The organism is Saccharomonospora sp. NB11, assembly GCF_015910535.1.
In the GTDB taxonomy this organism is placed as follows: Bacteria; Actinomycetota; Actinomycetes; order Mycobacteriales; family Pseudonocardiaceae; genus Saccharomonospora.
Map to the genome: position 1 here is coordinate 367,958 of NZ_JACBJG010000001.1, position 25,547 is coordinate 393,504.

A 25,547-nucleotide genomic window follows, 5' to 3' on the forward strand; every position below is an offset into this window, starting at 1 on the left:
TCACCCGCTGTTGTCAACGGGAGCTCTCGTGCCCTTCTTCATCGCCAGGCTGCTGGCGCGCCTCACGCTGCTCACCTCGTGGCTGACTCCGGTGATCGTGGTCGCGTTCGTCTTCTTCACGAGCTGGCCGCTGATGACGTTGGCCGAGCCGGACGGCAGCGAGTTGGTCCAGCCCGCGAACTACTGGTGGTACTTCGTGGTCACCGCCTCGACCGTGGGCTACGGCGACTTCTACCCCGAGACGGCGGCGGGACACGCCGTGGGCGCCTACGTCATCGTCGGCGGCATCGCCGCCCTCACCACGGTGTTCACGAAGCTGGCATCGGTACTGGAGAAGGCGAAGGGACAGCGGATGCAGGGTTCGGTCACGGTCGACGAGTCGGGCCACACCGTGCTGCTCGGGTACACCCCGGGCCGCACGGAACGGATCGTGGCGGAACTGCTCGCCGACGACGGCGGCAGCAACAGCGAGTTGGTGCTGTGCGCGTGGGACGAGGTGGGCACCCACCCGATGCCCGGCGAGGCCGTGACCTTCGTCCGTGGCGACCTCACCGACGCGGCCGTGCTGCGACGCGCGGGGGTGCACCGGGCCCGCACCGTGCTCGTGGACGTGCGTGACGACAACGAGGCGCTCGCCGTGACGCTGGCCGTGGACCACGTGACGACCGACGCCCACGTCGTGGTGACGCTGCGAGACCTGGAACGCTCGTCGCTGCTCGGCTACGTCAGCGGCAACATCCAGCCCGTCCAGTGGCACGCGACCCGCATGATCACCGAGGAAATCCAGTCGCCCGGCATCGGCGAGGTCTACGCCGAACTCATGACGCACGGCGGCGCCAACACGTACTCGATGACCCTGCCGGAGACGGTGAGCCCGCTGACGGTGGAGCAGTGCCGAACCGCCCTCGGGAGCCGGTACAACGCGACGCTGCTCGCCGCCCGCGACGGGGAGAACCTGCACGTCAATCCCGAGTCGGACACCAAGCTCCAGCCGGGCTCGGTGCTGTACTACATCGCGGCCGAACCACTCACACCGGACCAGCTCGAACGCACGTTGCGGGTCTAGGAACTCTCGGCGGAGCCGAGCCCGAGGATCTCCACGGCCCGCTCGCGCATCTCCACCTTGCGGATCTTGCCGGTGACGGTCATGGGGAACTCGTCCACGACGTGGACGTAACGCGGGATCTTGTAGTGGGCGAGCTTGCCGGTGCAGAACTCGCGCAGGCTCTCGGCGGTGACGGGCTCGGCGCCGTCGCGCATCCGCACCCACGCCATGAGTTCCTCGCCGTACTTGGGGTCGGGCACACCGATCACCTGCGCGTCGAGGATGTCCGGGTGCGTGTAGAGGAACTCCTCGATCTCCCGCGGGTAGACGTTCTCGCCGCCTCGGATCACCATGTCCTTGATGCGTCCGGTGATGCTGACATAGCCGTCGTCGTCCATCACCGCGAGATCGCCGGTGTGCATCCAGCGGGCCGCGTCGATCACCTCGGCCGTCTTGTCCGGCTGGTCCCAGTACCCGAGCATGACGGAGTACCCGCGGGTGCACAGCTCTCCGGGCGTTCCGCGTGGCACGGTCAGGCCCGTCTCGGGGTCGACGACCTTCACCTCCAGGTGCGGCCCCACTCGGCCCACAGTCGACACACGGCGTTCTACGGAGTCGTCCTTGCGCGTCTGCGTCGACACCGGTGACGTCTCCGTCATGCCGTAACAGATCGACACCTCGGCCATGCCCATGCGCTCGATGACCTGCTTCATCACCTCCACCGGGCACGGCGATCCCGCCATGATGCCGGTGCGCAGGCTACTGAGGTCGTAGTCGTCGAAGCTCGGTTCGGCGAGCTCGGCGATGAACATCGTGGGCACGCCGTACAGCGACGTGCAGCGCTCGGCCTGCACCGCCTCCAACGTCACCTTCGGGTCGAACGCGGGAGCGGGAACCACCATGCACGCTCCGTGCGACGTGGCGGCGAGATTGCCCATCACCATCCCGAAGCAGTGATAGAAGGGCACCGGAAGGCAGATCCGGTCGTGCTCGGTGTAGTCGCAGAGCTCCCCGACGAAGAAGCCGTTGTTCAGGATGTTGTGGTGGCTGAGCGTCGCGCCCTTCGGGAACCCGGTGGTGCCCGAGGTGTACTGGATGTTGATCGGGTCGTCGGCGCTCAGTGACGCCTGTGCCCGGTCCAGGGCACTCCGGTCGGCCGTGGCGGCGAACAGCGACGTCCAGTCGTCGCTGCCGAGCAGGACGACGTCGCGCAACGCGGGACAACGGGGCCGGACCTCGGCGATCATGCCCGCGTAGTCGGAGGTCTTGAACGCCTCCGCCGCGACGAGGACCGACACACCCGCCTGCCGCAGCACGAACTCCAGCTCGTGCGACCGATAGGCGGGGTTGATGTTGACCAGGACGGCACCGATCTTCGCGGTCGCGTACTGCACGAGAGTCCACTCCGGACAGTTCGGGGCCCAGATGCCCACCCGGTCGCCCTTCGCCACCCCGCGTGCGAGCAGTCCGAGGGCGAGCGCGTCGACGTCGGCGACGAACTCGCGGTAGGTCCAGCGTCGCCCGCTGCCGTGGTCGACGAGCGCGTCCCGGTCCGGATGCGTCCGCGCCGTGCGGTCCAGGTTGTCGCCGATGGTGTCACCGAGCAGCGGAACGTCGAAGACACCCGAGGAATAACTCGGCAGCGACTCGCTCATGACGGCCTCCTCGTCGACGGCGCGACACTCGCCGCGAGTGTAGTGAGAGCCACTTCACACTCGCCACCACCACGGCGGGCGCCCGAGGCGGAAGAATGAGGGCGTGCGGTCGATACTCAACGTGATCTGGCTGGTGCTGTCCGGGTTCTGGCTCGCGCTGGGCTACGTCGCCGCCGGCATCGTGTGCTGCCTCCTGATCTGGACGATCCCGTTCGGGCTCGCGTCGTTCCGCATCGCGCGGTACGCGCTGTGGCCGTTCGGCCGCACCGTCACCGACCGCCCCACCGCCGGACTCCCGTCGATGCTGGGCAACGTCGTCTGGTTTCTCGTGGCGGGCTGGTGGCTCGCCATCGTGCACGTCCTCACGGGCGTGGTGCTGTGCGCGACCGTCATCGGCATCCCGTTGGGCATCGCCAACTTCAAGCTGCTTCCCGTGGCGTTGCTGCCGCTGGGCCGACAGATCGTGGAGACGCGATGACGTCACAGGCCGACTGCACGTGCGAGGTCGTCGTCCGGGCCGAGACGGACCGACTGTGGCAGCTCGTCACCGACATCGAACTCCCCGCGCGGTTCAGTCCCGAGCTGCAGCGGGTGCGTTGGTTGGACGGCGCCACCGGCCCCGCGCCGGGCGCCCGCTTCGAGGGTGTCAACCACAACGACGTGCTCGGCACCTGGCGCACCGAGTCGCACGTCGTCGCGTGGGAGCCGCCGACCGCGTTCGCCTGGGCCGTGGTCGACCCGGACGGCCGGTTCGGCAACACCCACGCCAGCCCGGACGCCCCGATGGCGACCTGGCGGTTCGATCTCTCCCCTCACGAGGACGGCGTGACGTTGCGGCACTCGGTGCGGCTCGGACCCGCGAGGTCGGGGCTCACGTTGGCGGTCGAGGCGAAGCCCGACAAGAAGAGCGCGATCGTCCGGCACCGGCTCGCCGACCTCCGCCGCGGGATGGAAGCCACGCTGGACGGCATCCGACTGCTGGCCGAGAGCTGACCGGGCGCGCCGGTTTTCCCGATCCGGAGGCCGGGAAACCGATCGGGTGCCCCACGACACCACCGATCTCCAGTCGGTCGCCGAGTCGGCGTTCGGCTGGTCGCTGACCGACGACCAACTCGCCGCGATGCGGCCGCTGCTCGACGGGCGCGACGTGCTCGCGGTGATGCCCACCGGCTCCGGCAAGTCCGCGATCTACCAGGTCCCGACCGTGTTGCTGTCCGGCCCGACCGTGGTGGTGTCGCCGCTCATCGCGTTGCAACACGACCAGCTCGACCACCTCGACGACGCGGACGTGCCCGACGCCGTCGCCGTGAACTCCAGTCAGGGCAGCGGAGAGGAGAAGCAGGCTTGGCGTTCGGTGCGCAGCGGTGACGCCGAGTACCTGTTCCTCTCCCCCGAACAGTTGGCCAAGGAGGAGACGCTCGCCGAGCTCTCCCGGGCGCAACCGACGCTCGTGGTGGTGGACGAGGCGCACTGCGTCTCCGAGTGGGGTCACGACTTCCGGCCCGACTACCTACGGTTGCGCCACGCGATCGAGCGCATGGGTCGCCCGCCGGTGCTCGCGCTGACCGCCACGGCAGGAGGTCCGGTGCGCGACGACATCGTCGACCACCTGGGCATGCGCGACGAGGTCCGCCTCGTCACCGGCTTCGACCGGCCGAACCTCCACCTCGCCGCCGTCCAGGTGACCGACGACGATCGGCGCCGACGTCTCGTGGGCGACTGGGTGAGCGACGCCGAGAAACCCGGCCTCGTCTACACGCCCACGCGAGCCACCGCGGAGGAGTTCGCCGAGGACCTGACCTCTCGTGGCATCCGCGCGGCGGCCTTCCACGCCGGGCTGGGTCGCAAGGAGCGCGAGCGGGTGCAGAACGCCTTCATGGCGGACGAGCTGGACGTGGTGGTGGCGACGTCGGCGTTCGGCATGGGCATCGACAAGCCGGACGTGCGATTCGTCGTCCACAGCGCGCCCACGGACTCGCTCGACTCCTACTACCAGCAGATCGGCCGCGCGGGCCGCGACGGCGAGCGGGCCGACGCCCTGCTCGTGCACCGGCCCGAGGACTACCGGTTGCAACGCTTCCTCACGTCGCGCTCGCTCGACCTGGACAAGGTGCGGGAGGTGGCCGAGGCGGTGCGCGACCACGACGGCACCCCGAACCCGACCGACGTCGACGACGAGGTCGAGCAGTCCCGCCGCAGCGCCATGAACAACCTCAACCTATTGGAAGAGGCCGGTGTCGTCGAGGCCGACGACGACGGCGGGTTCGTCTACCAGGGTGGCGGCAGCGCACAGGACTCACAGGACTCACAGGACGCGGTCGAGCGACAGTTCGAGCGCAGGCGCGCACTCGACAGCTCCCGCATCGAGGTGCTGCGCCAGTACGCCGAAACCCGGTCGTGTCGCAGGCAGTTCCTGCTGGGGTACTTCGGGGAGTCGCTGGACGAGCCCTGCGGCTTCTGCGACACCTGCGAGCAGGGCACCGCCGAGGACCACGCCCCACCCGACGACACGGAGTTCGGCGTCGACACCGCCGTCCGGCACAGCGAGTGGGGTCACGGAGTGGTGGTGAACCACGAGGCCGACCGGCTGACGGTGCTGTTCGACGAGGTCGGCTACCGCACCTTGTCGCTGGCCGCCGTCCGCGAGAACGACCTGCTCACACCGGTGCGGTGACGTCGTCGTCGGGTTCGTAGGGCAACTCCACGACCAGACACGGTCCGCCCGCGAACAGTCCCGCGTCGATACCGAGCGCCTTGCCGCCCGCGTACAGGTGTGGGGCGTCGAGTTCCACGGGATGCACACCGACCTGGTCGGCGATGACGCTGTGACCGTGCACGATGCGCTCACCGCCGAGGTGGTCGAGCAGCTCGCCGGCAGCCTCCTCGCCCTCGGGCCCCCGGAAGGCGAACCGGGTCGTCATCCGGCGCCAGAGGTCCCACCACAGTCCCAGGTCGTCCCCGACGAGGACGTCCCGCACGGCGTCGTTGATCTCGTCGACCGTGTCTCCCCAGTCGAGGTAGTCCAACGTGTCGGAGTGCACCAGCAGGTGATCGGCGGCCACCGCCACGACGCGCCGCGACGTCAACCACTCGATGTGCTCGTCGGTGAGGGCGTCCTGGTCGGCGAGCTGCCCACCGTTGATCGCCCAGCTCCGGGCGAAGCTACGGCCGGGGCCACCCGCCGCCTCGGAGGGCACGGGCGTGTCGCCGAAGCGGTGCATGCCCAGCAGCAGGATCTCGTGGTTGCCGAGCAGGCTGTCGACGAACCCACCGGATTCCGGGGCCTGCCGTTGCAGCGACCGCACCAGGTCGATCGCGCCGACCCCGGCGGGGCCGCGGTCGACGAAGTCACCCAGGAACCACAGGTGGGCGTCGGCCCCGGTCCAGTTGTCGTTGTCGTCGACGAGGCCGGCGTCACCGAGTGCGTCGGCCAGCTCGTCGCGGTGGCCATGGACGTCGCCGACGACGAACGTGGGATGGTCCTTCACGCCCCGACGATAAGCCCTGGTCCCGAGTCCGCCTGGATCAGCCCGCCCGGAACGGGTCGGCGGTCCGTCCCACGAGATCGGCGATCGAGTCGACGACCATGGTCGGCCGGAACGGGTAGCGCTCCGCGGACTCCCGGGTGGAGATGCCGCTGAGCACCAGAACCGTGTGCAGTCCGGCCTCGATCCCCGCGTGGATGTCGGTGTCCATGCGGTCACCGATCATCACGGTGTGCTCGCTGTGCGCACCCAGCGCCCGCAGCGCCGAACGCATCATCAGCGGATTCGGTTTGCCGACGTAGTAGGGCGAGCGACCGGTGGCGCGCTCGATGAGTGCCGCTATAGACCCGGTGGCCGGGAGCAGTCCCTCCCGGCTCGGGCCGGTCGGGTCGGGGTTCGTGGCGATGAACCGCGCACCCCGCTCGATGAGGCGGATCGCGCGGGTGATCGCGGTGAAGCTGTACGTCCTGGTCTCGCCGAGCACCACGTAGTCGGGGTCCACGTCGGTGAGCACGTAACCCGCCTCGTGCAGGGCCGTCGTCAGTCCGGCCTCGCCGATCACGAACGCCGATCCGCCGGGCCGCTGGTCACGGAGGAACCGCGCGGTGGCCAGCGCGGACGTCCAGATGGCTTCCTCCGGCACGTCAAGGCCGCTGTGCAGCAGACGGGCCCGCAGGTCGCGCGGGGTGTAGATCGAGTTGTTGGTGAGCACGAGGAACCGCGCCCCGTTCGCCCTCAACTCGTCGATGAACTCGTCCGCACCGGGCACGAGGTGTTCCTCGTGCACCAACACGCCGTCCATGTCGGTGAGGTAGTTCCACTGCAACGGCTCGGACTCCTCGCGCGGAGCGGGCTGCTCGGTCATGTTTCCTAGCCTATTGCGCCGTCCACCGCGTCGGGTGCTCGACCGATGCCAGGGTCGCCCCCGGCGGCGTGCAACGACACCGCCGCCGCCTTGACGGCCAGCCGCACGGGCGTGCCGGGATCGAGACCGAGGTCGGCCACCGAGGCGGGTGTGACGTCGGCGCTGACACCCTCGCGTGTCCGCAGCCGGACCACGGCGCCGTGCGGTTCGACGGCCGTCACCACCGCGTCCACGACGTTGCGCGGCGACCCTCCGACCACCGCGTCCCGAGGGTGGACCGCCACCGCGCCCGGCTCGAACACCGCCACCGCCGCGTCGCCCTCGACCAGATCGGGCGCGGGCACCCCGAAGAAGAGCAGGCCGTCGCGCGTCCGCACCGCGGCGCTCGTCCCCGACCCGCTCGCCACGCCCGTCACCAGGTTGAGCCCCGCGAGCCGGGCGGTGAACGACGTCCGGGGCGAGGCGAGCACGTCCCGGGTCGGCCCCCGCTCCACGATGCGGCCTTCCGCCAGCACGGCGACCCGGTCGGACAGGGTCAGCGCGTCCAACGGGTCGTGGGTGACGAGCACCGTGGTGAGCGCGCGGCCACTCTCGCGCAGCACCCGCCGCAGCAACCCACGCACGGCGGGGGCGGCGTCGACGTCGAGGGCCGCCAGCGGCTCGTCGAGCAGCAACAGGTCGGGGCCTCCGGCGAGCGCCCTGGCCAGGGCGACCCGCTGCGCCTGCCCGCCGGACAGCTCACCCGGCGCACGGTCGGCGAGGTCGGTGGCGTCGACGTCGGCGAGCCATCGGCGCGCCACCTCACGCGCCCGCGCCCTGGTGGCGCCCTGCGACCGCGGCGCGAACGCGACGTTGTCCAGCACCGACAGGTGCGGGAACAGCATGGCCTTCTGGGCGAGCAGCCCGATGCCGCGCCGGTGTGCCGGGACGTGCACCCCGGCGTCGTCCAGCACCCGCTCGCCCAGCCGAATTCGCGCGCGGTCCGCCCGCACGAGCCCGGCCAGGCAGGAGAGCACGGTGGACTTGCCCGCGCCGTTCGGTCCGAGCACGGCCAGCACCCCGCCGTCGGGTACCTCCAACTCCACCGACAGCGCGAACGTCGTCCTGCGCAGCGACAGCTCGGCCCGCAGCGTCACGAACGCACTCCCTCCAACGCCCTGGGCCGCGCCACCACGATCACGAGCACGGCCACCACCACCAGCAGCAACGACAACGCCACGGCACTGTCCACGTCGGCCTCGGCCTGGTGGTAGACCTCCACGGGCAGAGTCCGGGTGACGCCTTCGAGGCTGCCCGCGAAGGTGATCGTGGCCCCGAACTCGCCGAGCGCGCGGGCGAAGCTCAACACCGCGCCCGACCCGAGCGACGGCAACAGCAACGGCACGGTCACCCGCCGGAACACCGTCCACGGCCCCGCCCCCAACGTGGCCGCCACCCGTTCGTATCCGTCCCCGGAGGCACGCAACGCGCCTTCGAGACTGACGACGAGGAACGGCATGGCCACGAACGTCTGCGCGATCACCACCGCGGACGTCGTGAAGGGCACCCGAACCCCGGCCACGACGTCGAGCAGGTAGCCGAGCAGGCCGTTGCGGCCGAGCAGGAACAGCAGCGCGAGCCCGCCCACCACCGGGGGCAGCACCAGCGGCAACAGCACCACGGCGCGCAACCACCGCACCCCGCGTCCCCTCGACCTCGCAAGCACGACCGCCAACGGCACGCCGAGCACGACACACAGTGCGGTGGAGACGGTGGCCGTGACGAGCGACAGCCGGAGCGCGTTGAGCGACGCCGACGTGCCGAGCAGCTCGGGCAGCCGGGCGAGGTCGATCCGCGTCACGAGGCCCACGACCGGCAGCACGACCAACGCGAGCGCCACGATCGCGGGCACCCACAGCACCGCGGGCACGCCCGTGGTGACCTCCGACGCGCGACGCCGCCTACTCCGGGAGGCCAAACCCGGCCTCCGCGAACACCCGCCTGCCCTCGTCCGAGAGCACCAGCTCGACGAACCGGCGTGCCGACTCCGGATGCTCCGCGGTCACGGGCACCGCGACGGGATACCCGTTCACCACCTCGGCCGCCTCCGGAATCGCCACCTCCTCCACGGCGTCGGACGCGGCGACGTCCGTGGCGTACACCAGGCCCGCATCGGCCTCACCGACCTCGACCTTCGTGAGCACCGACCGCACGTCCGCCTCCTCGCTGGCCGGGCGCACCGCCACCCCGCTGCGTCGCTGCACCTCCTGGGCCGCCGCCCCGCACGGTACGGCGGGCGCGCACACCACGACGGTCACGTCGGGGTCGGCGAGATCGGCGAGGCGCGTGATCCCCGCCGGATTGCCCCGCGGCACCGCGATGGTGACCGTGTTCGTCGCGAACACCTCGGCGGCCCCGTCCAGCAGGCCCTCGCGCTCCAGCGTCCGCATCGGTGCGACGTCGGCGGAGGCGAACACGTCGGCGGGAGCACCCTCCGCGATCTGCTGCGCCAGTCGTGACGACCCCGCGAAGTGCAGGCGGACGTCCACGTCGTCGTGAGTGCGCTCGAAACGCTGCTCCAACTCGGTGAACACGTCGGTCAACGAGGCCGCCGCGAACACGGTGAGCACCCGCTCTCCCTCGGCGCCGTTCCCGCACGCCGTCCCCGCGCCGACCACGAGCGTGAGCACGGCCGCCGCGACGACCGACCGCGCGGGGCGAGAGCGCCGGGTCATCGCTCCTCCCCACGACCACGGACCGGGGTCTCGACGATCACCTGCGTCGCCTTCACCACGGCGACGGCCAGCACCCCGGGTTCGAGCCCGAGTTCGGACACCGCCTCGGAACTCATGAGGGACACGATCCGGTTGGGGCCACATTGCAGTTCGACCTTCGCCATCACGGTGTCGGCGACCACGTCGGTGACGAGCCCGACGAACCGATTCCTCGCCGACCGCGCGACGCCCGTGGGATCGGGCGAGGCCGCCGCCTCACGTCGGGCGAAAGCCGCGAGCTCCGCTCCGTCGAGAACCTTCCGACCCGCGGAGTCGGTGTATTCGGTGAGCAGCCCGGCCTTGACCCAGCGACGGACGGTGTCGTCGCTGACGCCGAGCAGTCGAGCAGCCTCAGAAATCCGAAAATGCGGCACGTCTGCGATCTTAAGTCCGCATCTGCGAATGTGACAGCGGCCGACGCGCCGCTGGTTGCGAGCCCTTCATTTTGCCGTCACCAGCAGTAGGCTGGGAATGGTGACGGGAGTGGACCTCGGCATCCCCAGGGTGCCCACCGCGCGCACGGCCCCCGATCGGCCGCGCCCGGCCGAACCTGCGCTCGTCGACAGTTTCGGCCGCGTGGCCACCGACTTGCGCGTCTCGGTGACCGATCGCTGCAACCTGCGCTGCACGTACTGCATGCCCGCCGAAGGGCTCGACTGGATGCCGCAACAGCAGGTGCTCACCGACGACGAACTCGTCCGCCTCGTCGACATCGCGGTGCGGCTGCTCGGCGTGACCGACGTCCGGCTCACGGGCGGTGAACCACTCCTGCGGCCCCACCTCGAAGACCTCGTCGCCCGGATGGCCGCGCTGACGCCGCGTCCCAGGCTGGCGATGACCACCAACGGCGTGGGCTTCGCCAAGCGCGCCCGTGCCTTCGCCGACGCGGGGCTCGACCGGATCAACATCTCGCTCGACACGATCGACCCCGAGACGTTCGCGACGATGACCCGACGCGATCGCCTCCGGCACGTCCTCGACGCCCTCGCCGCGGCCCGGGACGCGGGCCTCGAACCAGTGAAGATCAACGCGGTGCTCATGCGGGGGCTCAACGACCACCAGGCCACCGACCTGCTGCGATTCGCTCTCGACCACGGCTACCACCTGCGCTTCATCGAGCAGATGCCGCTCGACGCCCAGCACGGCTGGAGCCGCGCCGACATGATCACCGCCGACGAGATCCTCGCCCTGCTGCGCACGGAGTTCGACCTCACGCCGAGCCCGACCCGACGCGGCGGCGCCCCCGCCGAGCGTTGGTTGGTGAACGGCGGCCCCGGAGAGGTCGGCATCATCCCGTCGGTCACGCGCCCGTTCTGCGCGGCGTGCGAGCGAACTCGGCTCACCGCCGACGGCGCCGTCCGTTCGTGCCTGTTCAGCACCACCGAGACAGACCTGCGCGGCCTGCTCCGCGAGGGCGCCGACGACGAACGCATCGCCGACGCCTGGCGCGACGCGATGTGGGGCAAACTCGCGGGACACGAGATCAACGAAGCCGGTTTCGCCCAGCCGATCCGTCCGATGAGCGCGATCGGCGGCTGAACCGGGCCGGCAGCGACGAAGGAGCGGTCGATGAGCACAGGCGCCGACGAGGTGGTCGACACGTCCCCGGAGGCCGACGGGCACACGGTGACGGTGCGAGTGCGGTACTTCGCCTCCGCCCGAGCGGCCCGGGGTGCCGACCACGAGGTCATCCAGCTTCCCCCGTCGGCGTCCGTGGCCGACGCGCTCGATTGGCTGCGCTCCCACCACTCCGAGCAGTTGGGTCGCATCCTCGAGGCGGCAAGCTTCCTGCTCGACGGCGTCGCGGTGCGTGACGTCGACCGTCCGCTGCCCGACGGTGCCGAGCTGGACGTCCTGCCGCCCTTCGCCGGCGGCTGAGCCGCGGTCCGAACCACTCGGCCGCAACGGACGTGACGGACACGGCTCGCGCGCCGAGCCACGTGCCGCGCGCCCTGCCGTCCGGTCCCGTCCGGGACATCGCCACGCCTTTCCGTGATCACTGTCGGTCCGAAGAGGAGTACCCCCGGTCGCCGGCGGTTCACCACCGTTCGCCCGGTTGACCCGAATCGCGGCTTCGACCTCCCTTCACCGCACCGACTCTCGAAGGGTCCGAACCACTGTCGGCGGCCCCTGCCACGAACGGAGCAGAGCGGTCTAGACCGGGGTGACTCAGACCTCACTTTGGGTGAAATATTTCAGAAGGGAAACGGGATCATAACGGCCGCCTGATCAGGGAAAATACCAGAATCGCAAAAGGTTGCGTCTCGTTACTGTGACCTAGGCCACCCCCGGAAAAATTTCCGATCACGCTCAGGGTTACGTACCGTCGCATTCCGGTTGGCCCCGAACCGACCACGACCGGGATTCCGCGCGCCGAACCCAGTCCGGCGGAACTCCCGGAACCGAAACCCCGAGCAACTGAACTTCTCGGACTGGGACGAGAAGGAACCGGCATCCCCCGGTGCCGGTCGCCGATCCCCCGAAGATCGGCCGGGCCCTACGGTCCGCCTTGCGACCTCGCAGGTGCGGAAGTCGAACGAGTCAACATGGCTTACCGAGGCAAGCACCGCAAACCGTCCGCCGCGTCCCGCAACCTGGCGCGCGTCGCCGTCGCCGGTATCGCCGTCGGCGCGCCGCTCACCATCGCTGCAACCCCCGCCCAGGCGGACAGCGTGAACTGGGACGCCATCGCCGAGTGCGAGAGCGGCGGCGACTGGAGCATCAACACCGGCAACGGCTACTACGGTGGCCTGCAGTTCAGCCTCAGCACGTGGCAGGCGTACGGCGGCACGGGCATGCCTCACGAGGCGTCCCGTGAGCAGCAGATCGCCATCGCCGAGCGCGTTCTCGACGGCCAGGGCATCGGCGCGTGGCCGGTGTGCGGCGCCCGTGGCTCCGACGGTGGTACCTACCAGGGCACCAACACCGATGGCGCGGCGAGCACCAGCAGCGACAGCGGCAACTCCGCGGGCGAGTCCACCCAGGAGAGTGCTCCCGCCCCGACCTCGGCACCCGAGGCGACCTCCACTCCGGCCATCGCGAAGTCGAACCCCGAGGGCGACTACGTCGTCAAGAAGGGCGACACCCTCAGCGAGATCGCGAAGGAGCACGAGGTCGAGGGTGGCTACCTGAAGCTGGTCGAGCTGAACGACGGCTACATCTCCGACCCCGACTACATCGTGGTTGGCCAGAAGATCGCCACCGAGTGAGCTGTTCCGGCCACCCGCACCCGCGCTCGGACGCGCGCGTGCGGTGAAGGTCCCACCGCTGTCCCCCGGGCGGTGGGGCCTTCGCCGGACAGCACTCCGGTGACGGCACCGGTCGCCCGTCCCACCGCGCCCGCTGGGGCGGACCAGGTCAGGGCGAGTTGACCCACTCGTCGGTGCCGTCGTCGAACCACTGGTGTTTCCACACCGGGAGTCGGGCCTTCACCTCGTCGACGAGGTCCGAACACGTGGCGAACGCCTCCGCGCGGTGATCGGCCGACACGGCGCAGGCCAGGGCGACGTCACCGATCGACAGGTCGCCGAGTCGGTGGCTGACGGCCACCGCACGAACGCCGCTACGGGAGGACACGACGTCGGACACGACTCGCGCCAACACCTCCCCGGCCGTCGGATGCCCTTCGTAGTGCAGGGCCGTCACCGTGCGGCCGCCGTCGTGGTCGCGCACCACGCCGCCGAACGTCACGACCGCTCCCGCGCTCGCGTCAGCCACCAGCCGGGCGTGCTCCTCCACCGAGAGCGGCTCCTCGGTCACGTGTGCCAGCGCGATCCGGACTCCGGCGCCGTTGTCGTTCTCCTCCGTCACCGGGTGGGCCTGGCTCCCCTCCACGGCGGACGACGTCGTCACGTGATCGCCGCCCGCGATCTGGTCGAGCGCGTGGTCGAGCACGTCGGCCAGCACGGTCAACCCGTCGTTCACCCCGCCACGGGAGCCGGGAAGATTCACCACCAGCGTGCGGCCAGCGACACCGGCGCGTCCTCGCGACAAGATCGCCGTCGGCACGGCCTCGCGCCCCGCCGCGCGGATCGCGTCCGCCAGGCCGGGCAGTTCCCGGTCGAGCACGCCCGCCGTGGCCTCCGGGGTGCGGTCCATCGGCGAGATGCCCGTACCGCCCGTCGTGATCACCAGGTCGACGTCCGCGGCCACGCACTCCCGCAACGCCTCGGCGACCGGCTCGCCGTCGGGGACGACCTGCGGTTGCGGCACCTCGAACCCACGCCGCTGGAGCCACTCCTCGATGATCGGTCCCGTGCGATCGGGATAGATCCCTGCCGCAGCCCGGTTCGACGCCACGATCACTCGCGCGGTCCGGCTCATGCGTCCTCCTGGGTCCCGTCCTGGCGTGCGCCCGCATCGGCGCGCTGCCACAGGCCGGACTTCCCGCCTTCCTTGCGCACCAATCGCACCCCGTCGAGAGTCGCCTCCGGATCGACGGCCTTGATCATGTCGTGAAGGGCGAGTCCGGCGACGGCGACGGCGGTCAGCGCCTCCATCTCGACCCCGGTGCGATCGCTCGTCCTGGCGAGGGCGGTGATCCCCACGGTGTCGACCCCGAGCTCGAAGTCGACGTCCACCTTGGTGAGCGCGATCTGATGGCACAGGGGAATCAGCTCGGACGTGCGCTTGGCACCCATGATGCCCGCGATACGGGCCGTGGCCAGCGCGTCGCCCTTCGGCAGACCGCCCTCGGCCAGGAGGCCGAGGACCTCGGCGGTCGTGTGCACGGTGCCGGTCGCGACAGCCGTGCGCGCGGTGACGTCCTTCGCGGAGACGTCGACCATCCGGGCGGTGCCCGAGTGGTCGACGTGGCTCAGTTCACTCACGCACCCGAGACTACTTCGTGCCTCCGCGAGGCGGCCTTGACGGCGTCGGCCACTGCCGGGGCCACGGCGGCGTCGAACACGCTGGGCACGATGTAGGAGGCGTTCAGCCGGTCGTCCACGACGTCGGCGATCGCGTCGGCCGCGGCCAGCAGCATCTCGTCGTCGATCTTGTGGGCCTGCGCGTCGAGCAGCCCGCGGAACACCCCGGGGAAGGCCAGCACGTTGTTGATCTGGTTCGGGTAGTCGCTGCGGCCGGTCGCCACGACGGCGGCGTGCCGCTGCGCCTCCAGCGGGTCGATCTCCGGGTCCGGGTTGGCCAACGCGAAGACGATCGGGTCGTCGGCCATCGTCTCCACCTGTTCGGCCCCGAAGAGGTTGGGCGCGGAGACACCGATGAACACGTCGGCTCCGACCAGCGCGTCGTGCAGGGAGCCGGACTGCCGCTTCGCGTTCGTGTGCTCGGCGATCCAGCGGAGGTTGTCGTCGAGGTTCGGCCGCTCGGGGTGCACGATGCCGTCGATGTCGACGGCGACGATGTCACCGGGGTTCTTCCGCATGAGCAGGCGGATGATCGCCGATCCCGCCGCGCCGACACCGCTGACCACGATGCGGCAGTCCTCGATGGGCTTCTTCACGACGCGCAACGCGTTGCGCAGCGCCGCGACCACGACGATCGCGGTGCCGTGCTGGTCATCGTGGAACACCGGGATGTCGAGCTGCTCACGCAGCCGACGCTCGATCTCGAAGCACCGCGGCGCGGCGATGTCCTCCAGATTGATGCCCGCGTAGACCGGTGCGAGCGCCTTCACCGTCCGGATGATCTCTTCGGTGTCCTGGGTGTCCAGGCACACCGGCCAGGCGTCGACGTCGGCGAACTTCTTGAACAGCGCCGCCTTGCCCTCCATCACCGGCAGCGCGGCGGCGGGCCCGATGTTGCCGAGTCCCAGCACCGCCGACCCGTCGGTGACGACGGCGACGGTGTTGCGCTTGATGGTCAGCCTGCGCGCGTCGTCCGGGTTCGCCGCGATGGCCTGGCACACGCGGGCGACACCCGGGGTGTAGGCGCGGGAGAGATCGTCGCGGTTACGCAACGCGACCTTGGGAGTGACCTCCAGCTTGCCGCCGAGGTGCATCAGGAACGTGCGGTCGGACACCTTCCGCACGTGCACGCCGGGCAGCTCGTCGAGCGCCTTGGTGATGTCGTCGGCATGCTCGGCCGACGCCACGTTGGCGGTGATGTCGACGAGGATCGAGTCGGGGCGGGACTCGACGATGTCGAACGCGGTGAGGACGCCACCCACCCGGCCGACGGCTGTGGTGAGGTCACCTGCCGCGCTCGCCGACGGCGGTGCCTCCAGTCGCACGGTGATCGAGTAACCGGGACCGGGAACGGGCATGGGTCTCCCCCCGCATCGAAACTGGCGCTGGATACGCGGAAAAGCGTATCCGCATGCGGGAGGTCACATTCGGCCGGATGGGTGACTCGTCAGTAACCTCTGCGAGGTCAGGCCGACTTGTTGATCTCCGTCTCGGGGTGCACGTACGGCACCTTGTCGAGCGGGAACTTCACCTCGCCGAACGGCGAGAGCGCCCCCTGGCGGTCGGCCGCCAGTTCGGTGACCGCGTGCTCGGCGTCCGGCCACTCCGGGTCGATCCGATTCCGCAGCTTGTCCTTGTCGGCCTTGGCCACGTCGTCCTCCCTGTACTCACCAAACGACTGACCATAGTGTGCCCGATGCCGGGGGCCGAAGGATATGGTGGTGACGATGGCCGCCTCCTCGCTCGCGGACTGGCTGCGTTCCCTGCCTGACGACGCGCTGGCCGATCTGTTGCGCGCCCGGCGCGATCTCGCCACCCCTCCCCCCGCCAACTCCGACGTCCTCGCCACCCGCGCCGAGACAGCCGGCTCGGTGGCCCGGGCCTGCGAGAACCTCGACAACGGGACCCTCGCCGTCCTGGAGACGTTGCTGGTGGCCGGGGCCGACACCGCGCCCGTCCCCGCCGACGACCTCGCCCGACTCCTGCCGCTCGTCCCGCCGAAGGCCCTCGACCGGCTTCGGTCCCTCGCGCTGGCATGGGGACCCGACGACGCCGTGCGCGTGCCCGCCGCCGCGCGCGAGGTGTTCGGTCCCTTCCCCGCCGGGCTCGGAGCCTCGTCCGCCGAGCTGGTCGACCTCGACGACACGTCGGTGGCCGCCCGGCTCACCGAGATCGGGGACGACGAACGGGCGCTGCTGTCCACACTGTCCAGCGGGTCGCCGCTCGGACGCACCCGCGACGCGGCCACCGACATGCCTTTGGACGAGGCCACGACGCCGGTGCAGAAGCTGCTGGCCCGGGGGCTGCTCCTGCGGCGCGACCCGCAGACCGTGGAACTCCCCCGCGAGGTGGGCCTGCACCTGCGTGGCGGAGTCGTCTTCGACCGCTCCGCGCTCACGGAACCCGACCCGCGGCTCGACCACCACGACAGTGCCCGCGTCGACGCCGTCGCGGCGGGCGAGGCGATGGAGTTCCTCCGCCACACCGAGACGTTGCTGCGCGCGTGGTCGCACCAACCGCCGCCGGTGCTGAAGTCCGGTGGGCTCGGCGTGCGGGAACTGCGTCGACTCGCCCGCGAGCTGGACGTCGACGAACGCCGTGCCACGCTGCTGGTCGAACTCGTCGTCGGAGCCGGACTCGCCGCGTCGGACGAGAGCACCTCGCCGGAGTGGGTGCCCACCGTGCTGACCGACTCCTGGCTGTCCAGCCCACCCTCGGGACGCTGGCTGATGCTGGCCCAGGCGTGGTTGGACCTCCCCCGGATGCCCGGGCTCGCGGGTGAGCGGGACGCGCGCGACAAAATCGTGGTGCCGCTGTCGGAGGAACTGCGGCGGCCGCTGGCTCCCGTCCTGCGTCGACGCGTGCTGGACACGCTCGCGGAACTCCCCACGGGGGCGGGGATGTCGGTCGACGACCTCGTCACGCTCCTGGCCTGGCGAGCACCGCGCAAAGGTGGGCGCAGCCGCGACGACGCCGTGCGCGACACGATGTCGGAGGCCACCGCCCTCGGCGTCGTGGCACTCGGCGCCCTCACCACCGCCGGAGGCGCACTCCTGGACGGCGACCAGCACGGCGCGGCCGCGGCGATGGCGGACGCACTGCCCCAGCCGGTGGATCACGTCCTCGTGCAGGCCGACCTCACGGTCGTCGCGCCCGGTCCGCTGGAGCCGGACCTCGCGCGCATGATCGAGGCGGTGGCCGACGTCGAGTCGGCCGGACACGCCACGATGTACCGCGTCAGCGAGGCGTCGGTCCGTCGCGCGCTCGACACCGGTCGTACCGCCGACGAACTGCACGAACTCTTCCGCACCCGGTCACGCACTCCGGTGCCGCAGTCGCTGTCGTACCTCATCGACGACGTCGCCCGACGCCACGGCCGCCTGCGCGGCGGGGTCGCGTCGTCGTTCCTGCGCTGCGACGACGAGGTGCTGATCACCGAGGTCCTGCGCACCCCGGCAGCCGCCGAGCTGGAACTCCGCCGCATCGCACCGACCGTGATCGTCAGCCCGTTCCCCTTGGCCGAGGTGCTGGACGCGTTGCGCGCGGCCGGGTTCGCCCCCGCCGCGGAGGGACCGGACGGCAGGATCGTCGACCTCCGGCCGAGCGGACGGCGCATTCCCGCTCGGGCGCGGCAGACTCGGCGGCTGGAGCCGAGTCGCCTCGGCCCGCTGGGAGCGGACCAGCTCACGGCCGTCGTGGCTCACGTCCGTGCCGGTGACAAGGCCGCCCGCAGCCGGAAGGGGTCGATGGTGCGGCTGCCCGCTGGTGGCGGTGCCGACACGTCGGCCACGATGGCACTGCTGTCGAACGCCGCCCGGGAGCGGCGGGAGGTCTGGATCGGCTTCGTGGACTCGCACGGCACCGCGACCCAGCGGGTGCTCACCCCCGTGCGCGTCGGCGCCGGGATGTTGGAGACGGCCACGGGCGAGCGGTATCCGTTGCACCGCATCACGTCGGCCGCGCTCGTGGAGGACTGACCGCACGGCGTCCGGCAACTGCGGACACCTGTGCGCGACTCGCGGACTCGTGTGCGCAACTCGCGGACACGAGTGCGCAGCTCGCGGACACGAGTGCGCAACTCGCGGACACGGTGTTACAGGGAGCGCAGGCCGTTCAGGATGCGCTGCATGAAGTCGCGCGAGCCTCGGTCGGCCAGGACGAAGCCCGGGCGCTGGATCTCCACCGCTCGGGTCTCGGAGAGATCGTCCACCAGCACCTTCACCACGCCCAGCGGCAACCGGGCGAACGCCGCGATCTCGGCCACCGAGTGCACGTCCACGCAGAGGTCGCAGATGAACCGCTGTTCCGGCGACACGACGCCCTCGTAACGCCTGCCGCTCTCGGTGGTCACCACCAGAGCTTCGAGCGCCAGGTCCTTGGCCGGCTTCGTCCGGCCACCGGTGCGGGCGTACGGCCGCACCAGCGACCGATGTGTGAAGTGCGGGGGCGCCGTCGCCGTCCTCGGCTGGGCCGGGACACCTGCCGGTGGGCGGGCCGCTCTGGGCCCACCCGCCGGCAGTGTCGAACCCGACTGGTCACGCACTCGCCGTGCGAGCTGGGTGACTCCGGAGACCGAGCTCAGGTCGAACTTGCTGGGCTGGTCGAACGCTTCTCTGTCGGTGGGCTTGTTGAGCGCCTCCCACTCGTCCACGCCCTCAGCCACGCACGCCGCCCGAGAGCCGCGCCCGCAGTTCGGGCGTGAGTTGCTGTCCCACCCGGTCGACGAGCAGGGTCATCTCGTAGGCCACCGTGCCGATGTCGGCACCGGGGGACGCGAGCACGGCCAGGCACGAACCGTCGCTGATCGACATGAGGAACAGGTACCCGTTCTCCATCTCGACGACGGTCTGGTTCACCGCACCGCCGTCGAAGCACCGGGAGGCCCCGTGCGTCAACGACACGAGACCGGACGCGACCGCCGACAGTTGCTCCGCGCGTGCCACGGGCAGCCCATGCGAGTTCGCGAGCAGCAGACCGTCGGCCGACACCACGACGGCGTGCGCTGCTCCCGGTACCCGGCGCACGAAATCCGTGATCAGCCAACCGAAGCTGCCCTTGTGGGCCGATGCGGTCACAGTCCCTCCTAGCCTGCCGCCCCGCTGTCGCGGCAAGACTATTAGCCCGGTCAATCCTGTCGAGCCCAATTCCCCCGACCGCCAGGCTCAATCACGCCGGTGGCCCAACGCATCACCCCGCCCGCAGCGCCGTGTCGTGGGCGATGGCGTGCTGGACGATCGAGATGAGCACCTGCTTGGCCGACTCCCGATCACGGGCGTCGCAGGCCATGATCGGAACCGAGGGCGAGATGGTCAGCGCGTGGCGGACATCCTCGATCTGGTGGTGCAGCAGTCGGTCGAAACAGTTGATCGCCACGACGTAGGGCAGCTTGCGGTTCTCGAAGAAGTCGATGGACGGGAACGCGTCCGCGAGCCGTCTGGTGTCGACCATGACGACGGCGCCGATCGCACCGTGCGCGAGGTCGTCCCACATGAACCAGAAACGATGCTGGCCCGGCGTGCCGAAGATGTACAGCACCAGGTCGGAGTCCAGCGTGATCCTGCCGAAGTCCATCGCGACCGTGGTGGTCATCTTGTTCGGCGTCTGCGAGAGGTCGTCGACCGACACGCTCGCTTCGGTCATCGACGCCTCGGTGGTCAGAGGATCGATCTCCGACACAGCCCCGACGAGCGTCGTCTTCCCGACACCGAAACCACCGGCGACCACGATCTTGGCCGACTGGGTCGGGCCTGACGCCGCCGGCGGAGCAGCGGACGCGTCAAATTCTCCGAAGCCCACTGAGAACCCTTTCCATGAACTCGATACTGGGCCGGTCTCCCACCATGGAGGACGAGGCGGAGTGCACGAGCACTAGACCAAGACCGGCTACGTCACCAACGAGGATTCGCACGACACCGAGCGGCATCTTCAGCAGCGCAGCGACTTCGGCGACCGACCTGGTGTCCAGGCACAGCCCGCAGATGGAACGGTGCTCGGGCACGCGCACCCGCTCCAGCCGCCTGCCCCGCTCGCTGGTCGAGATCAGCGCTTCGATGGCCAGGTCGTAGTCCGGCTTCGTCCGGCCCCTGGTGCGGAAGTACGGACGGACGAGACCCGACGACTCCTCCGGCTCCTCCGGTTCCGCGGCCCTGTGATCGTAGGCCGAGGGCCGCGACAACTCACCGGAGGCAGGGCCCGCGTCGTAGGAACGGTACGAGCCCGTTTCATGGGTGCCGGTGTCGTACGCACGACCATAACCGTCGTCGGCGTAGTTCGACGAGGTCTCGTCGGCGAACCCGCCGCCACCCATCCCGTACAGCTCGGCACCGGGACCGGAGAACAACGAGGAACGGCCGTAGTCGGAGAGGTCGAAATCCGACGGCCCCGGGGAGTCGAGGCCGCCGGAACGCAACCACTCCCCGGTGTCGAGCGGATCGTCGACCCGTCGCGACGGGCGTCGTCCCCGGCCCGCACGGCCCGGGAGAGCCGCGCCCTCCGGCTCGCTCGGCCAACCCCCAGTCACACGGTCTCTGTCGAGCCGTCGATCACCTCGTGAGTGCCCGGTATCCACGGCGGTCTCCTCAGTGTGTTGTCACCGAACTGCGTTGTCTCACGGTTACTGCAACTGCCAACTGTCGAAGCGCGTCTCGGGTCGTGCGAACCCGTGTCCGCTCTACCGGCGCGACCCCTGCAACTGGGCCCGCAACTCCGGAGTCATCTGCTGTCCGACCCGGTCCACGAGCAACGTCATCTCGTAGACAACGAGCCCGATGTCGCTGTCGGGCGCACCGAGCACCGCGAGGCACGACCCGTCGGACACCGACATCAGGAACAGGAACCCGTTAGCCATCTCGACGACGGTCTGCGCGACGGGACCGCCCTCGAACACCTGCGCGGCACCTCGCGCCAGGCTGGTGAGCCCCGACGCGACCGCGGCGAGTTGATCGGCCCTGTCCTTGGGCAGGCCACGCGACGCCGCCAACAGCAACCCGTCCGCCGAGACGACCACGGCGTGGGCGGCACCGGGAACCCGGTGCACGAAGTCGGTGATGAGCCAAGCGAAGCTGCCTTGCTGTCCGGAGTTGCCCTTTTTCGGCGCACCCGGATGCGCTGAACCCGCGCGTGTCAACTTCTACTCCTTCGCCCCGTTGTGACGGGTGTCGTTGCCCGTCTCGTCGTACTGCTCCCTCTGGGCCGACGGCTCCTTGAGCGCGTGGCGACCGCTCTGGTAGCCACGCTGGAAGCTCTTCATACGGTTGCGCGCCGCCTCGGCCGATCTGGCGACGGCACTGCGTCCGGGCTCCCCGACAGTGGTGTCGGCGAACGCGTTGCCCCTACTCGAAGAGACCGAACCCGGCACCAAGTATGCGTTGGGCACACGCTTGGGCAGACCGGCGGGAGTCACTTCCTCGTGCTTGTCCTCAAGCAGAGCGTGAGCGGCCTGCCAACCGCTGTCGGAGACGCTGTGCCACCCCGTGTCCTGGGAGCTGGGCGCGGTGTTCTCCGGCTCGTCCGCCTTCACCGGGGCATCGCCTGCCTCGGCCGAGTCCGATTCGGACACCGAACCGGGCTGGGCACCCCAGGCCTCGCCCGCACCGTTGTCGTCGGCACCGTCCTCGTCGAGGGGCTCTTCCTCACTGAACCACCGCGACAGCACCGACTGGTAGATCGGCAGCCTCCTGGTAGGTACATCGTCCTCCAGCGCGCTGCCGTCGCCGCCGACCGACGGCGCGGGCCCCGAGTCCGCGTCCCTCGGGACGTAGCGCGTCTCCTCGTTCGGCGAAACCGGCGAGCCCGCGGGGGCGTAGCCGGTCGCCTCGGCCGCCCCGACGACCTGGTCGTCGTCGCCGTCCGGCGACTCGACCGGCCACTGCGGCTCTTCCGATCCGGTGGGCGGTGCCGGCTGCACGAGCTCGGTCGCGGGCTCCTGCACGGGTTCCGGCGGCGCCGGGCTGACGAACGGTCCCGCCGCCTTGCCGGTGCCACCGACGAGGTCGTCGAGACTGATGGGCTGGTCCAGTGGCCGCAACCCGTTCTCCACGTGGGAACCGCCGGAGTCGGGCTGCGAATCCGGTTCCTCCGGCTCCGGGGGTGCGGGCGGCGCCGACGGTGCCGGTGCCGGTGGCGCAGGCGGCGGAGTCGCACGGTCGGCGTCCACCGACGGCTTGCGCGGTGCGGGAAGCGGCGGCACCCCCGCAGGAGGCGGAGTGTCCACGAAGGACGGCGATGACACCTCGGCCCGGCTCTCGCGCGGAGCGGCGGGGGCCGCCGAGGGCAGCGACGTCATCGACGACGCACCGGTGAGCAGCTCGCTCGGAACGACGACGCGAGCGATCACACCACCCTCGATGTCCTCGTTCTCGCGCAGGCGCACCTCGATGCCGTGCCGCTTGGCCAGTCGCGCCACCACGTACAGACCCATTCGGCGGGTCACCGACACATCCAGGTCCGGCGGGTCGGCGAGGCGCTCGTTGGCCTCGGCGAGCTGCTGCTCCGACATGCCCACACCACGGTCGGTGATCTGCACGGCCAACGAGGTGCGACGGGTGACCACCGCCCGGACACTGATCTTGGTGTCGGGCTCGGAGAAGTAGGTCGCGTTGTCGAGCAGCTCGGCGAGCAGGTGCACCAGGTCGTGCACGGCACGCCCCTGCACGGACACCTCGGGGATGGTGCCCAGCTCCACCCTCGCGTACTGCTCGATCTCCGACACGGCCGCACCGATCACGTCGGCCGCGGGCACCGGCTTCGACATCGTCTTCGTGAGACCGGCGCCCGAGAGCACCAGCAGGCTCTCACCGTTACGGCGCAACCGGGTCGCGAGGTGGTCGAGCTCGAACAGGCTCGCCAACTGGTCCGGGTCCTGCTCGTCGGACTCCAGCCGGTCGATGATGCCGAGCTGGCGCTCCACGAGGCGCTGGCTCCGACGCGACAGGTTGACGAAGATGCCGTTGACGTTCTCGCGCAACAGCGCTTGTTCGGCCGCGAGGCGGATGGCCCGCTCGTGGACGACGTCGAACGACCGCGCCACTTCGCCGATCTCCTCGCGCGTGTGCACAGGGACGGGCGTGACGGCGTCGCGGGACGCGTCCATCGGGTTGGGGTCCGCGAGGATCCGACGCACCGTCTCGGGCAGTCGGACGTAGGCGACCTCCAGCGCGCTCGACCGCAGCGTGCGCAGCGGCCGGGTCAGCGCCCTCGCCACCAACAGCGTCAGAGCGACGGTCGCCACCAGCGTCGCGATCATCAGACCGATGAAGATCCACGCGGCCTGGCTCGCCTGGCTGGACAACGTCTCGGCGTGCGCACGCAGCCCGGCGAGCAACTCGCGCTCCATCGTGCGCATCATGTCCACGGTCGCGGTGCTGTCGGAGAAGAGCTGCCGCGAGCTGATGCTCAGGCCCTCGGGCCGGTCGAACGAGGCGTAGGCGGTACCGATGATGCGAGCGCGGTTGTCGACCTCCGCACCGGACACGACGGCGGAGTAGCGCTGCTGCTCGCCGAGCGTGGCGTTCGACTGGAAGTTGCCGACGGCCGCCTTCGCACTCGCCTGCGACGCGAGGGAGCGGGAGAGCAGGTCGGCGACGAACGCGTTGTTCCCGGCCGCGATCTGCAGTGTCGCGTTCTCGCGCGCGGTGTGTTCCTTCGCCTCGGTGATCGCCTGCACCGTGGTGCCGCGCCGCAGCAGCTCGCGGTCGGTCACCGACAGGTTCACCGTCCGGCCGAGGTTCACCAGCGGTTCGAGGATCGAGTTGTAGATGCTGTGGACAGTCAGCGCGGGAATGTTCGTGCTGTTGATCTTCGCGCGGAGTGGGTCGAGGGCATCGAGTCGCTGGATCGCCCGCTCGTAGGTCTGCTGCAGTTCGTCGTCACCGAGGTCCCGTTCGGCGAGCAGCTCGCGCAACCGGTTGACCTCGTCGTTCACCTTGCTCGTCTGGTCGTTGACGGTCTGCGCGTCGACCCAGTCGGACGACATGTCGATGGCCTGCAGGGTGCGTTCCTTCTGGAGCTCGTGCACCAGAGCCGTCACCTGCTGCGCCACCTCGACCTGGGTGACCGTGTCGTCGAAGTCACCGGCGTCGCTCAACTCCGAGACAGCACGAAGGCTGCCGAAAACGAGCGCGGTCAACAGCGGAATGATCAAAACGACCGCGAGCTTGTAACGGAGCGGCCAGTTGCTCAGCCGCCACCGAGACGTCGTGACCTCGGAGCCGACGTCGGAGGATTCGGTCGCGTCCTGACGCGCCGACGACTCCTCCTGGCTCCGGGCCTCATCCTTGTCGGCTCCCAGCCCATCCCCGTCCGCGGTCTCAGTCTTGGGCACCGCTTTACCACCATCATTGTCCGAGCCGGATGTTGCCGGCGTCTTGGCCGAGCACTTGTCACTCACCGTGCACGTTCACGCGACGTCGGTCACCGCCATGGTGACCAGGCAGCGGAAGCATGCCGGGAGCCCCCCAGATGGGTCAATCCTCGAAGGGCCGATCAGCACACCGAAACGTCGACCTGGCCGACGTGGTCGACCTGGTTTACACCAAACAGTCATCTATCCGTCACTACTTCGGTGTTCCGCCACCCCAGTTGAGACACAGAATGTAGCGAAGACCTTCCGAAGATGTAAGCCCACCAGAGTTGGTCTTCGCGGGACTTCACGGAGCGTGTACCTCTCGCCGGAAGTCCACAACTGCGCCACCTGACTAACCCAAAGTTAATTACACCACAACGGCGAGCATCCGAACGAGTGGACCAAGACCACCGACGGATTCCGAACACGTACGCATTGTGAGTGGCGCGCCGAATCTCTACAGTGACCCTGGCTCACTGAGCGACTGCGGGAGGGCTTCGCGCTCGGTCAGCACACCAAAACTGGGTACGAACC

At 70.0% G+C, this 25,547-nt stretch carries 25 protein-coding genes; 8 read left to right on the forward strand and 17 right to left on the reverse strand.

Annotated features, from left to right (window positions below):
* The first annotated feature begins 28 nt into the window (after positions 1–28).
* On the forward strand, positions 29–1,066 hold the full coding sequence (locus tag JAV51_RS01710) for an ion channel (protein ID WP_197318787.1): 1,038 nt from the start codon (positions 29–31) through the stop codon (positions 1,064–1,066).
* On the opposite strand, the gene JAV51_RS01715 is transcribed toward JAV51_RS01710, so the two are convergent.
* The gene (locus JAV51_RS01715) at positions 1,063–2,700 is read right to left on the reverse strand and encodes an AMP-binding protein (protein ID WP_197318788.1); all 1,638 of its coding nucleotides are present in this window, start codon (positions 2,698–2,700) and stop codon (positions 1,063–1,065) included. The two genes, JAV51_RS01710 and JAV51_RS01715, sit on opposite strands and share 4 nt — an antisense overlap.
* Positions 2,701–2,803: 103 nt before the next feature.
* On the opposite strand from JAV51_RS01715, the gene JAV51_RS01720 reads away from it, so the two are divergent.
* The 3 genes from JAV51_RS01720 to JAV51_RS01730 are packed head-to-tail and all read left to right on the forward strand — an operon-like array spanning position 2,804 to position 5,374.
* A complete protein-coding gene (locus JAV51_RS01720; RefSeq protein WP_197318789.1) occupies positions 2,804–3,178 on the forward strand; it encodes a YccF domain-containing protein in 375 nt (124 codons plus the stop codon).
* A complete protein-coding gene (locus tag JAV51_RS01725; RefSeq protein ID WP_197318790.1) occupies positions 3,175–3,693 on the forward strand; it encodes an SRPBCC family protein in 519 nt (172 codons plus the stop codon). The genes JAV51_RS01720 and JAV51_RS01725 overlap by 4 nt, the downstream gene beginning before the upstream one ends.
* Before the next feature lie 46 nt (positions 3,694–3,739).
* Positions 3,740–5,374 (forward strand): ATP-dependent DNA helicase RecQ, encoded by a 1,635-nt coding sequence (locus JAV51_RS01730; protein ID WP_197318791.1) that lies wholly within the window; start codon positions 3,740–3,742, stop codon positions 5,372–5,374.
* Here JAV51_RS01730 and JAV51_RS01735 read toward each other — a convergent pair.
* The 6 genes from JAV51_RS01735 to JAV51_RS01760 are packed head-to-tail and all read right to left on the reverse strand — an operon-like array spanning position 5,358 to position 10,177.
* Positions 5,358–6,188 carry a metallophosphoesterase gene (locus tag JAV51_RS01735; protein ID WP_197318792.1) on the reverse strand — a complete coding sequence of 277 codons (831 nt, stop codon included), beginning with the start codon at positions 6,186–6,188 and terminating at the stop codon, positions 5,358–5,360. The genes JAV51_RS01730 and JAV51_RS01735 overlap by 17 nt on opposite strands.
* Before the next feature lie 37 nt (positions 6,189–6,225).
* A complete protein-coding gene (locus JAV51_RS01740) occupies positions 6,226–7,050 on the reverse strand; it encodes an HAD-IIA family hydrolase (protein ID WP_197318793.1) in 825 nt (274 codons plus the stop codon).
* A 5-nt stretch (positions 7,051–7,055) separates the two neighbouring features.
* On the reverse strand, positions 7,056–8,186 hold the full coding sequence (locus JAV51_RS01745) for a sulfate/molybdate ABC transporter ATP-binding protein (RefSeq protein ID WP_197318794.1): 1,131 nt from the start codon (positions 8,184–8,186) through the stop codon (positions 7,056–7,058).
* A complete protein-coding gene (locus JAV51_RS01750; protein ID WP_197318922.1) occupies positions 8,183–8,959 on the reverse strand; it encodes an ABC transporter permease in 777 nt (258 codons plus the stop codon). Before JAV51_RS01750 ends, JAV51_RS01745 begins: the two co-directional genes overlap by 4 nt.
* A 31-nt stretch (positions 8,960–8,990) precedes the next feature.
* The gene (gene modA, locus JAV51_RS01755) at positions 8,991–9,764 is read right to left on the reverse strand and encodes a molybdate ABC transporter substrate-binding protein (protein WP_197318795.1); all 774 of its coding nucleotides are present in this window, start codon (positions 9,762–9,764) and stop codon (positions 8,991–8,993) included.
* A complete protein-coding gene (locus JAV51_RS01760) occupies positions 9,761–10,177 on the reverse strand; it encodes a molybdopterin-binding protein (protein WP_197318796.1) in 417 nt (138 codons plus the stop codon). Before JAV51_RS01760 ends, modA begins: the two co-directional genes overlap by 4 nt.
* Before the next feature lie 100 nt (positions 10,178–10,277).
* On the opposite strand from JAV51_RS01760, the gene moaA reads away from it, so the two are divergent.
* The 3 genes from moaA (at position 10,278) to JAV51_RS01775 (ending at position 13,012) form a co-directional block, all read left to right on the forward strand.
* Positions 10,278–11,342 (forward strand): GTP 3',8-cyclase MoaA, encoded by a 1,065-nt coding sequence (gene moaA, locus JAV51_RS01765; RefSeq protein ID WP_197318797.1) that lies wholly within the window; start codon positions 10,278–10,280, stop codon positions 11,340–11,342.
* A gap of 30 nt (positions 11,343–11,372) precedes the next feature.
* Positions 11,373–11,681 carry a MoaD/ThiS family protein gene (locus JAV51_RS01770; protein ID WP_197318798.1) on the forward strand — a complete coding sequence of 103 codons (309 nt, stop codon included), beginning with the start codon at positions 11,373–11,375 and terminating at the stop codon, positions 11,679–11,681.
* A gap of 668 nt (positions 11,682–12,349) precedes the next feature.
* On the forward strand, positions 12,350–13,012 hold the full coding sequence (locus JAV51_RS01775; protein WP_231641048.1) for a transglycosylase family protein: 663 nt from the start codon (positions 12,350–12,352) through the stop codon (positions 13,010–13,012).
* Positions 13,013–13,160: 148 nt separating this feature from the next.
* Here JAV51_RS01775 and JAV51_RS01780 read toward each other — a convergent pair whose 3' ends face one another.
* From JAV51_RS01780 to JAV51_RS01795, 4 genes are all read right to left on the reverse strand, one after another.
* A complete protein-coding gene (locus JAV51_RS01780) occupies positions 13,161–14,126 on the reverse strand; it encodes a molybdenum cofactor biosynthesis protein MoaE (protein ID WP_197318799.1) in 966 nt (321 codons plus the stop codon).
* Positions 14,123–14,632, reverse strand: a complete 510-nt coding sequence (moaC, locus tag JAV51_RS01785) for a cyclic pyranopterin monophosphate synthase MoaC (protein WP_197318800.1) — start codon at positions 14,630–14,632, stop codon at positions 14,123–14,125. Before moaC ends, JAV51_RS01780 begins: the two co-directional genes overlap by 4 nt.
* Positions 14,629–16,029: an NAD-dependent malic enzyme gene (locus JAV51_RS01790; RefSeq protein ID WP_197318801.1), complete on the reverse strand. Its 1,401-nt coding sequence runs from the start codon at positions 16,027–16,029 to the stop codon at positions 14,629–14,631. Before JAV51_RS01790 ends, moaC begins: the two co-directional genes overlap by 4 nt.
* A 107-nt stretch (positions 16,030–16,136) precedes the next feature.
* On the reverse strand, positions 16,137–16,322 hold the full coding sequence (locus JAV51_RS01795; protein ID WP_197318802.1) for a hypothetical protein: 186 nt from the start codon (positions 16,320–16,322) through the stop codon (positions 16,137–16,139).
* A gap of 76 nt (positions 16,323–16,398) precedes the next feature.
* Between JAV51_RS01795 and JAV51_RS01800 the strand changes: the two genes are divergently transcribed.
* Positions 16,399–18,648, forward strand: coding sequence for a helicase-associated domain-containing protein (locus JAV51_RS01800; protein WP_197318803.1), 2,250 nt, complete (start codon positions 16,399–16,401; stop codon positions 18,646–18,648).
* 116 nt (positions 18,649–18,764) lie between these two features.
* Here JAV51_RS01800 and JAV51_RS01805 read toward each other — a convergent pair whose 3' ends face one another.
* The 6 genes from JAV51_RS01805 to JAV51_RS01830 form a co-directional block, all read right to left on the reverse strand.
* Positions 18,765–19,334 (reverse strand): DUF742 domain-containing protein, encoded by a 570-nt coding sequence (locus JAV51_RS01805; RefSeq protein ID WP_197318804.1) that lies wholly within the window; start codon positions 19,332–19,334, stop codon positions 18,765–18,767.
* Complete coding sequence (locus JAV51_RS01810) at positions 19,327–19,746, reverse strand: roadblock/LC7 domain-containing protein (protein WP_197318805.1); 420 nt, start codon at positions 19,744–19,746, stop codon at positions 19,327–19,329. The genes JAV51_RS01805 and JAV51_RS01810 overlap by 8 nt, the downstream gene beginning before the upstream one ends.
* Before the next feature lie 112 nt (positions 19,747–19,858).
* Positions 19,859–20,467: an ATP/GTP-binding protein gene (locus JAV51_RS01815; protein WP_197318806.1), complete on the reverse strand. Its 609-nt coding sequence runs from the start codon at positions 20,465–20,467 to the stop codon at positions 19,859–19,861.
* Entirely contained in the window at positions 20,448–21,239 is a 792-nt protein-coding gene (locus JAV51_RS01820) for a DUF742 domain-containing protein (RefSeq protein ID WP_197318807.1), read from the reverse strand. Before JAV51_RS01820 ends, JAV51_RS01815 begins: the two co-directional genes overlap by 20 nt.
* A gap of 102 nt (positions 21,240–21,341) precedes the next feature.
* Positions 21,342–21,797, reverse strand: coding sequence for a roadblock/LC7 domain-containing protein (locus JAV51_RS01825; protein ID WP_005441445.1), 456 nt, complete (start codon positions 21,795–21,797; stop codon positions 21,342–21,344).
* Positions 21,798–21,800: 3 nt separating this feature from the next.
* A complete protein-coding gene (locus JAV51_RS01830; RefSeq protein ID WP_197318808.1) occupies positions 21,801–24,992 on the reverse strand; it encodes a nitrate- and nitrite sensing domain-containing protein in 3,192 nt (1,063 codons plus the stop codon).
* Positions 24,993–25,547 lie beyond the last annotated feature (555 nt).

What these genes read in the sequence shown, in the direction of transcription:
- JAV51_RS01715 (WP_197318788.1), bottom strand. Translation starts at nt 2,700, where the DNA reads ATGAGCGAGTCGCTGCCGAGTTATTCCTCGGGTGTCTTCGACGTTCCG.
- JAV51_RS01725 (WP_197318790.1), top strand. Translation starts at nt 3,175, where the DNA reads ATGACGTCACAGGCCGACTGCACGTGCGAGGTCGTCGTCCGGGCCGAG.
- JAV51_RS01740 (WP_197318793.1), bottom strand. Translation starts at nt 7,050, where the DNA reads ATGACCGAGCAGCCCGCTCCGCGCGAGGAGTCCGAGCCGTTGCAGTGG.
- modA (WP_197318795.1), bottom strand. Translation starts at nt 9,764, where the DNA reads ATGACCCGGCGCTCTCGCCCCGCGCGGTCGGTCGTCGCGGCGGCCGTG.
- JAV51_RS01770 (WP_197318798.1), top strand. Translation starts at nt 11,373, where the DNA reads ATGAGCACAGGCGCCGACGAGGTGGTCGACACGTCCCCGGAGGCCGAC.
- JAV51_RS01775 (WP_231641048.1), top strand. Translation starts at nt 12,350, where the DNA reads ATGGCTTACCGAGGCAAGCACCGCAAACCGTCCGCCGCGTCCCGCAAC.
- JAV51_RS01780 (WP_197318799.1), bottom strand. Translation starts at nt 14,126, where the DNA reads ATGAGCCGGACCGCGCGAGTGATCGTGGCGTCGAACCGGGCTGCGGCA.
- JAV51_RS01790 (WP_197318801.1), bottom strand. Translation starts at nt 16,029, where the DNA reads ATGCCCGTTCCCGGTCCCGGTTACTCGATCACCGTGCGACTGGAGGCA.
- JAV51_RS01800 (WP_197318803.1), top strand. Translation starts at nt 16,399, where the DNA reads ATGGCCGCCTCCTCGCTCGCGGACTGGCTGCGTTCCCTGCCTGACGAC.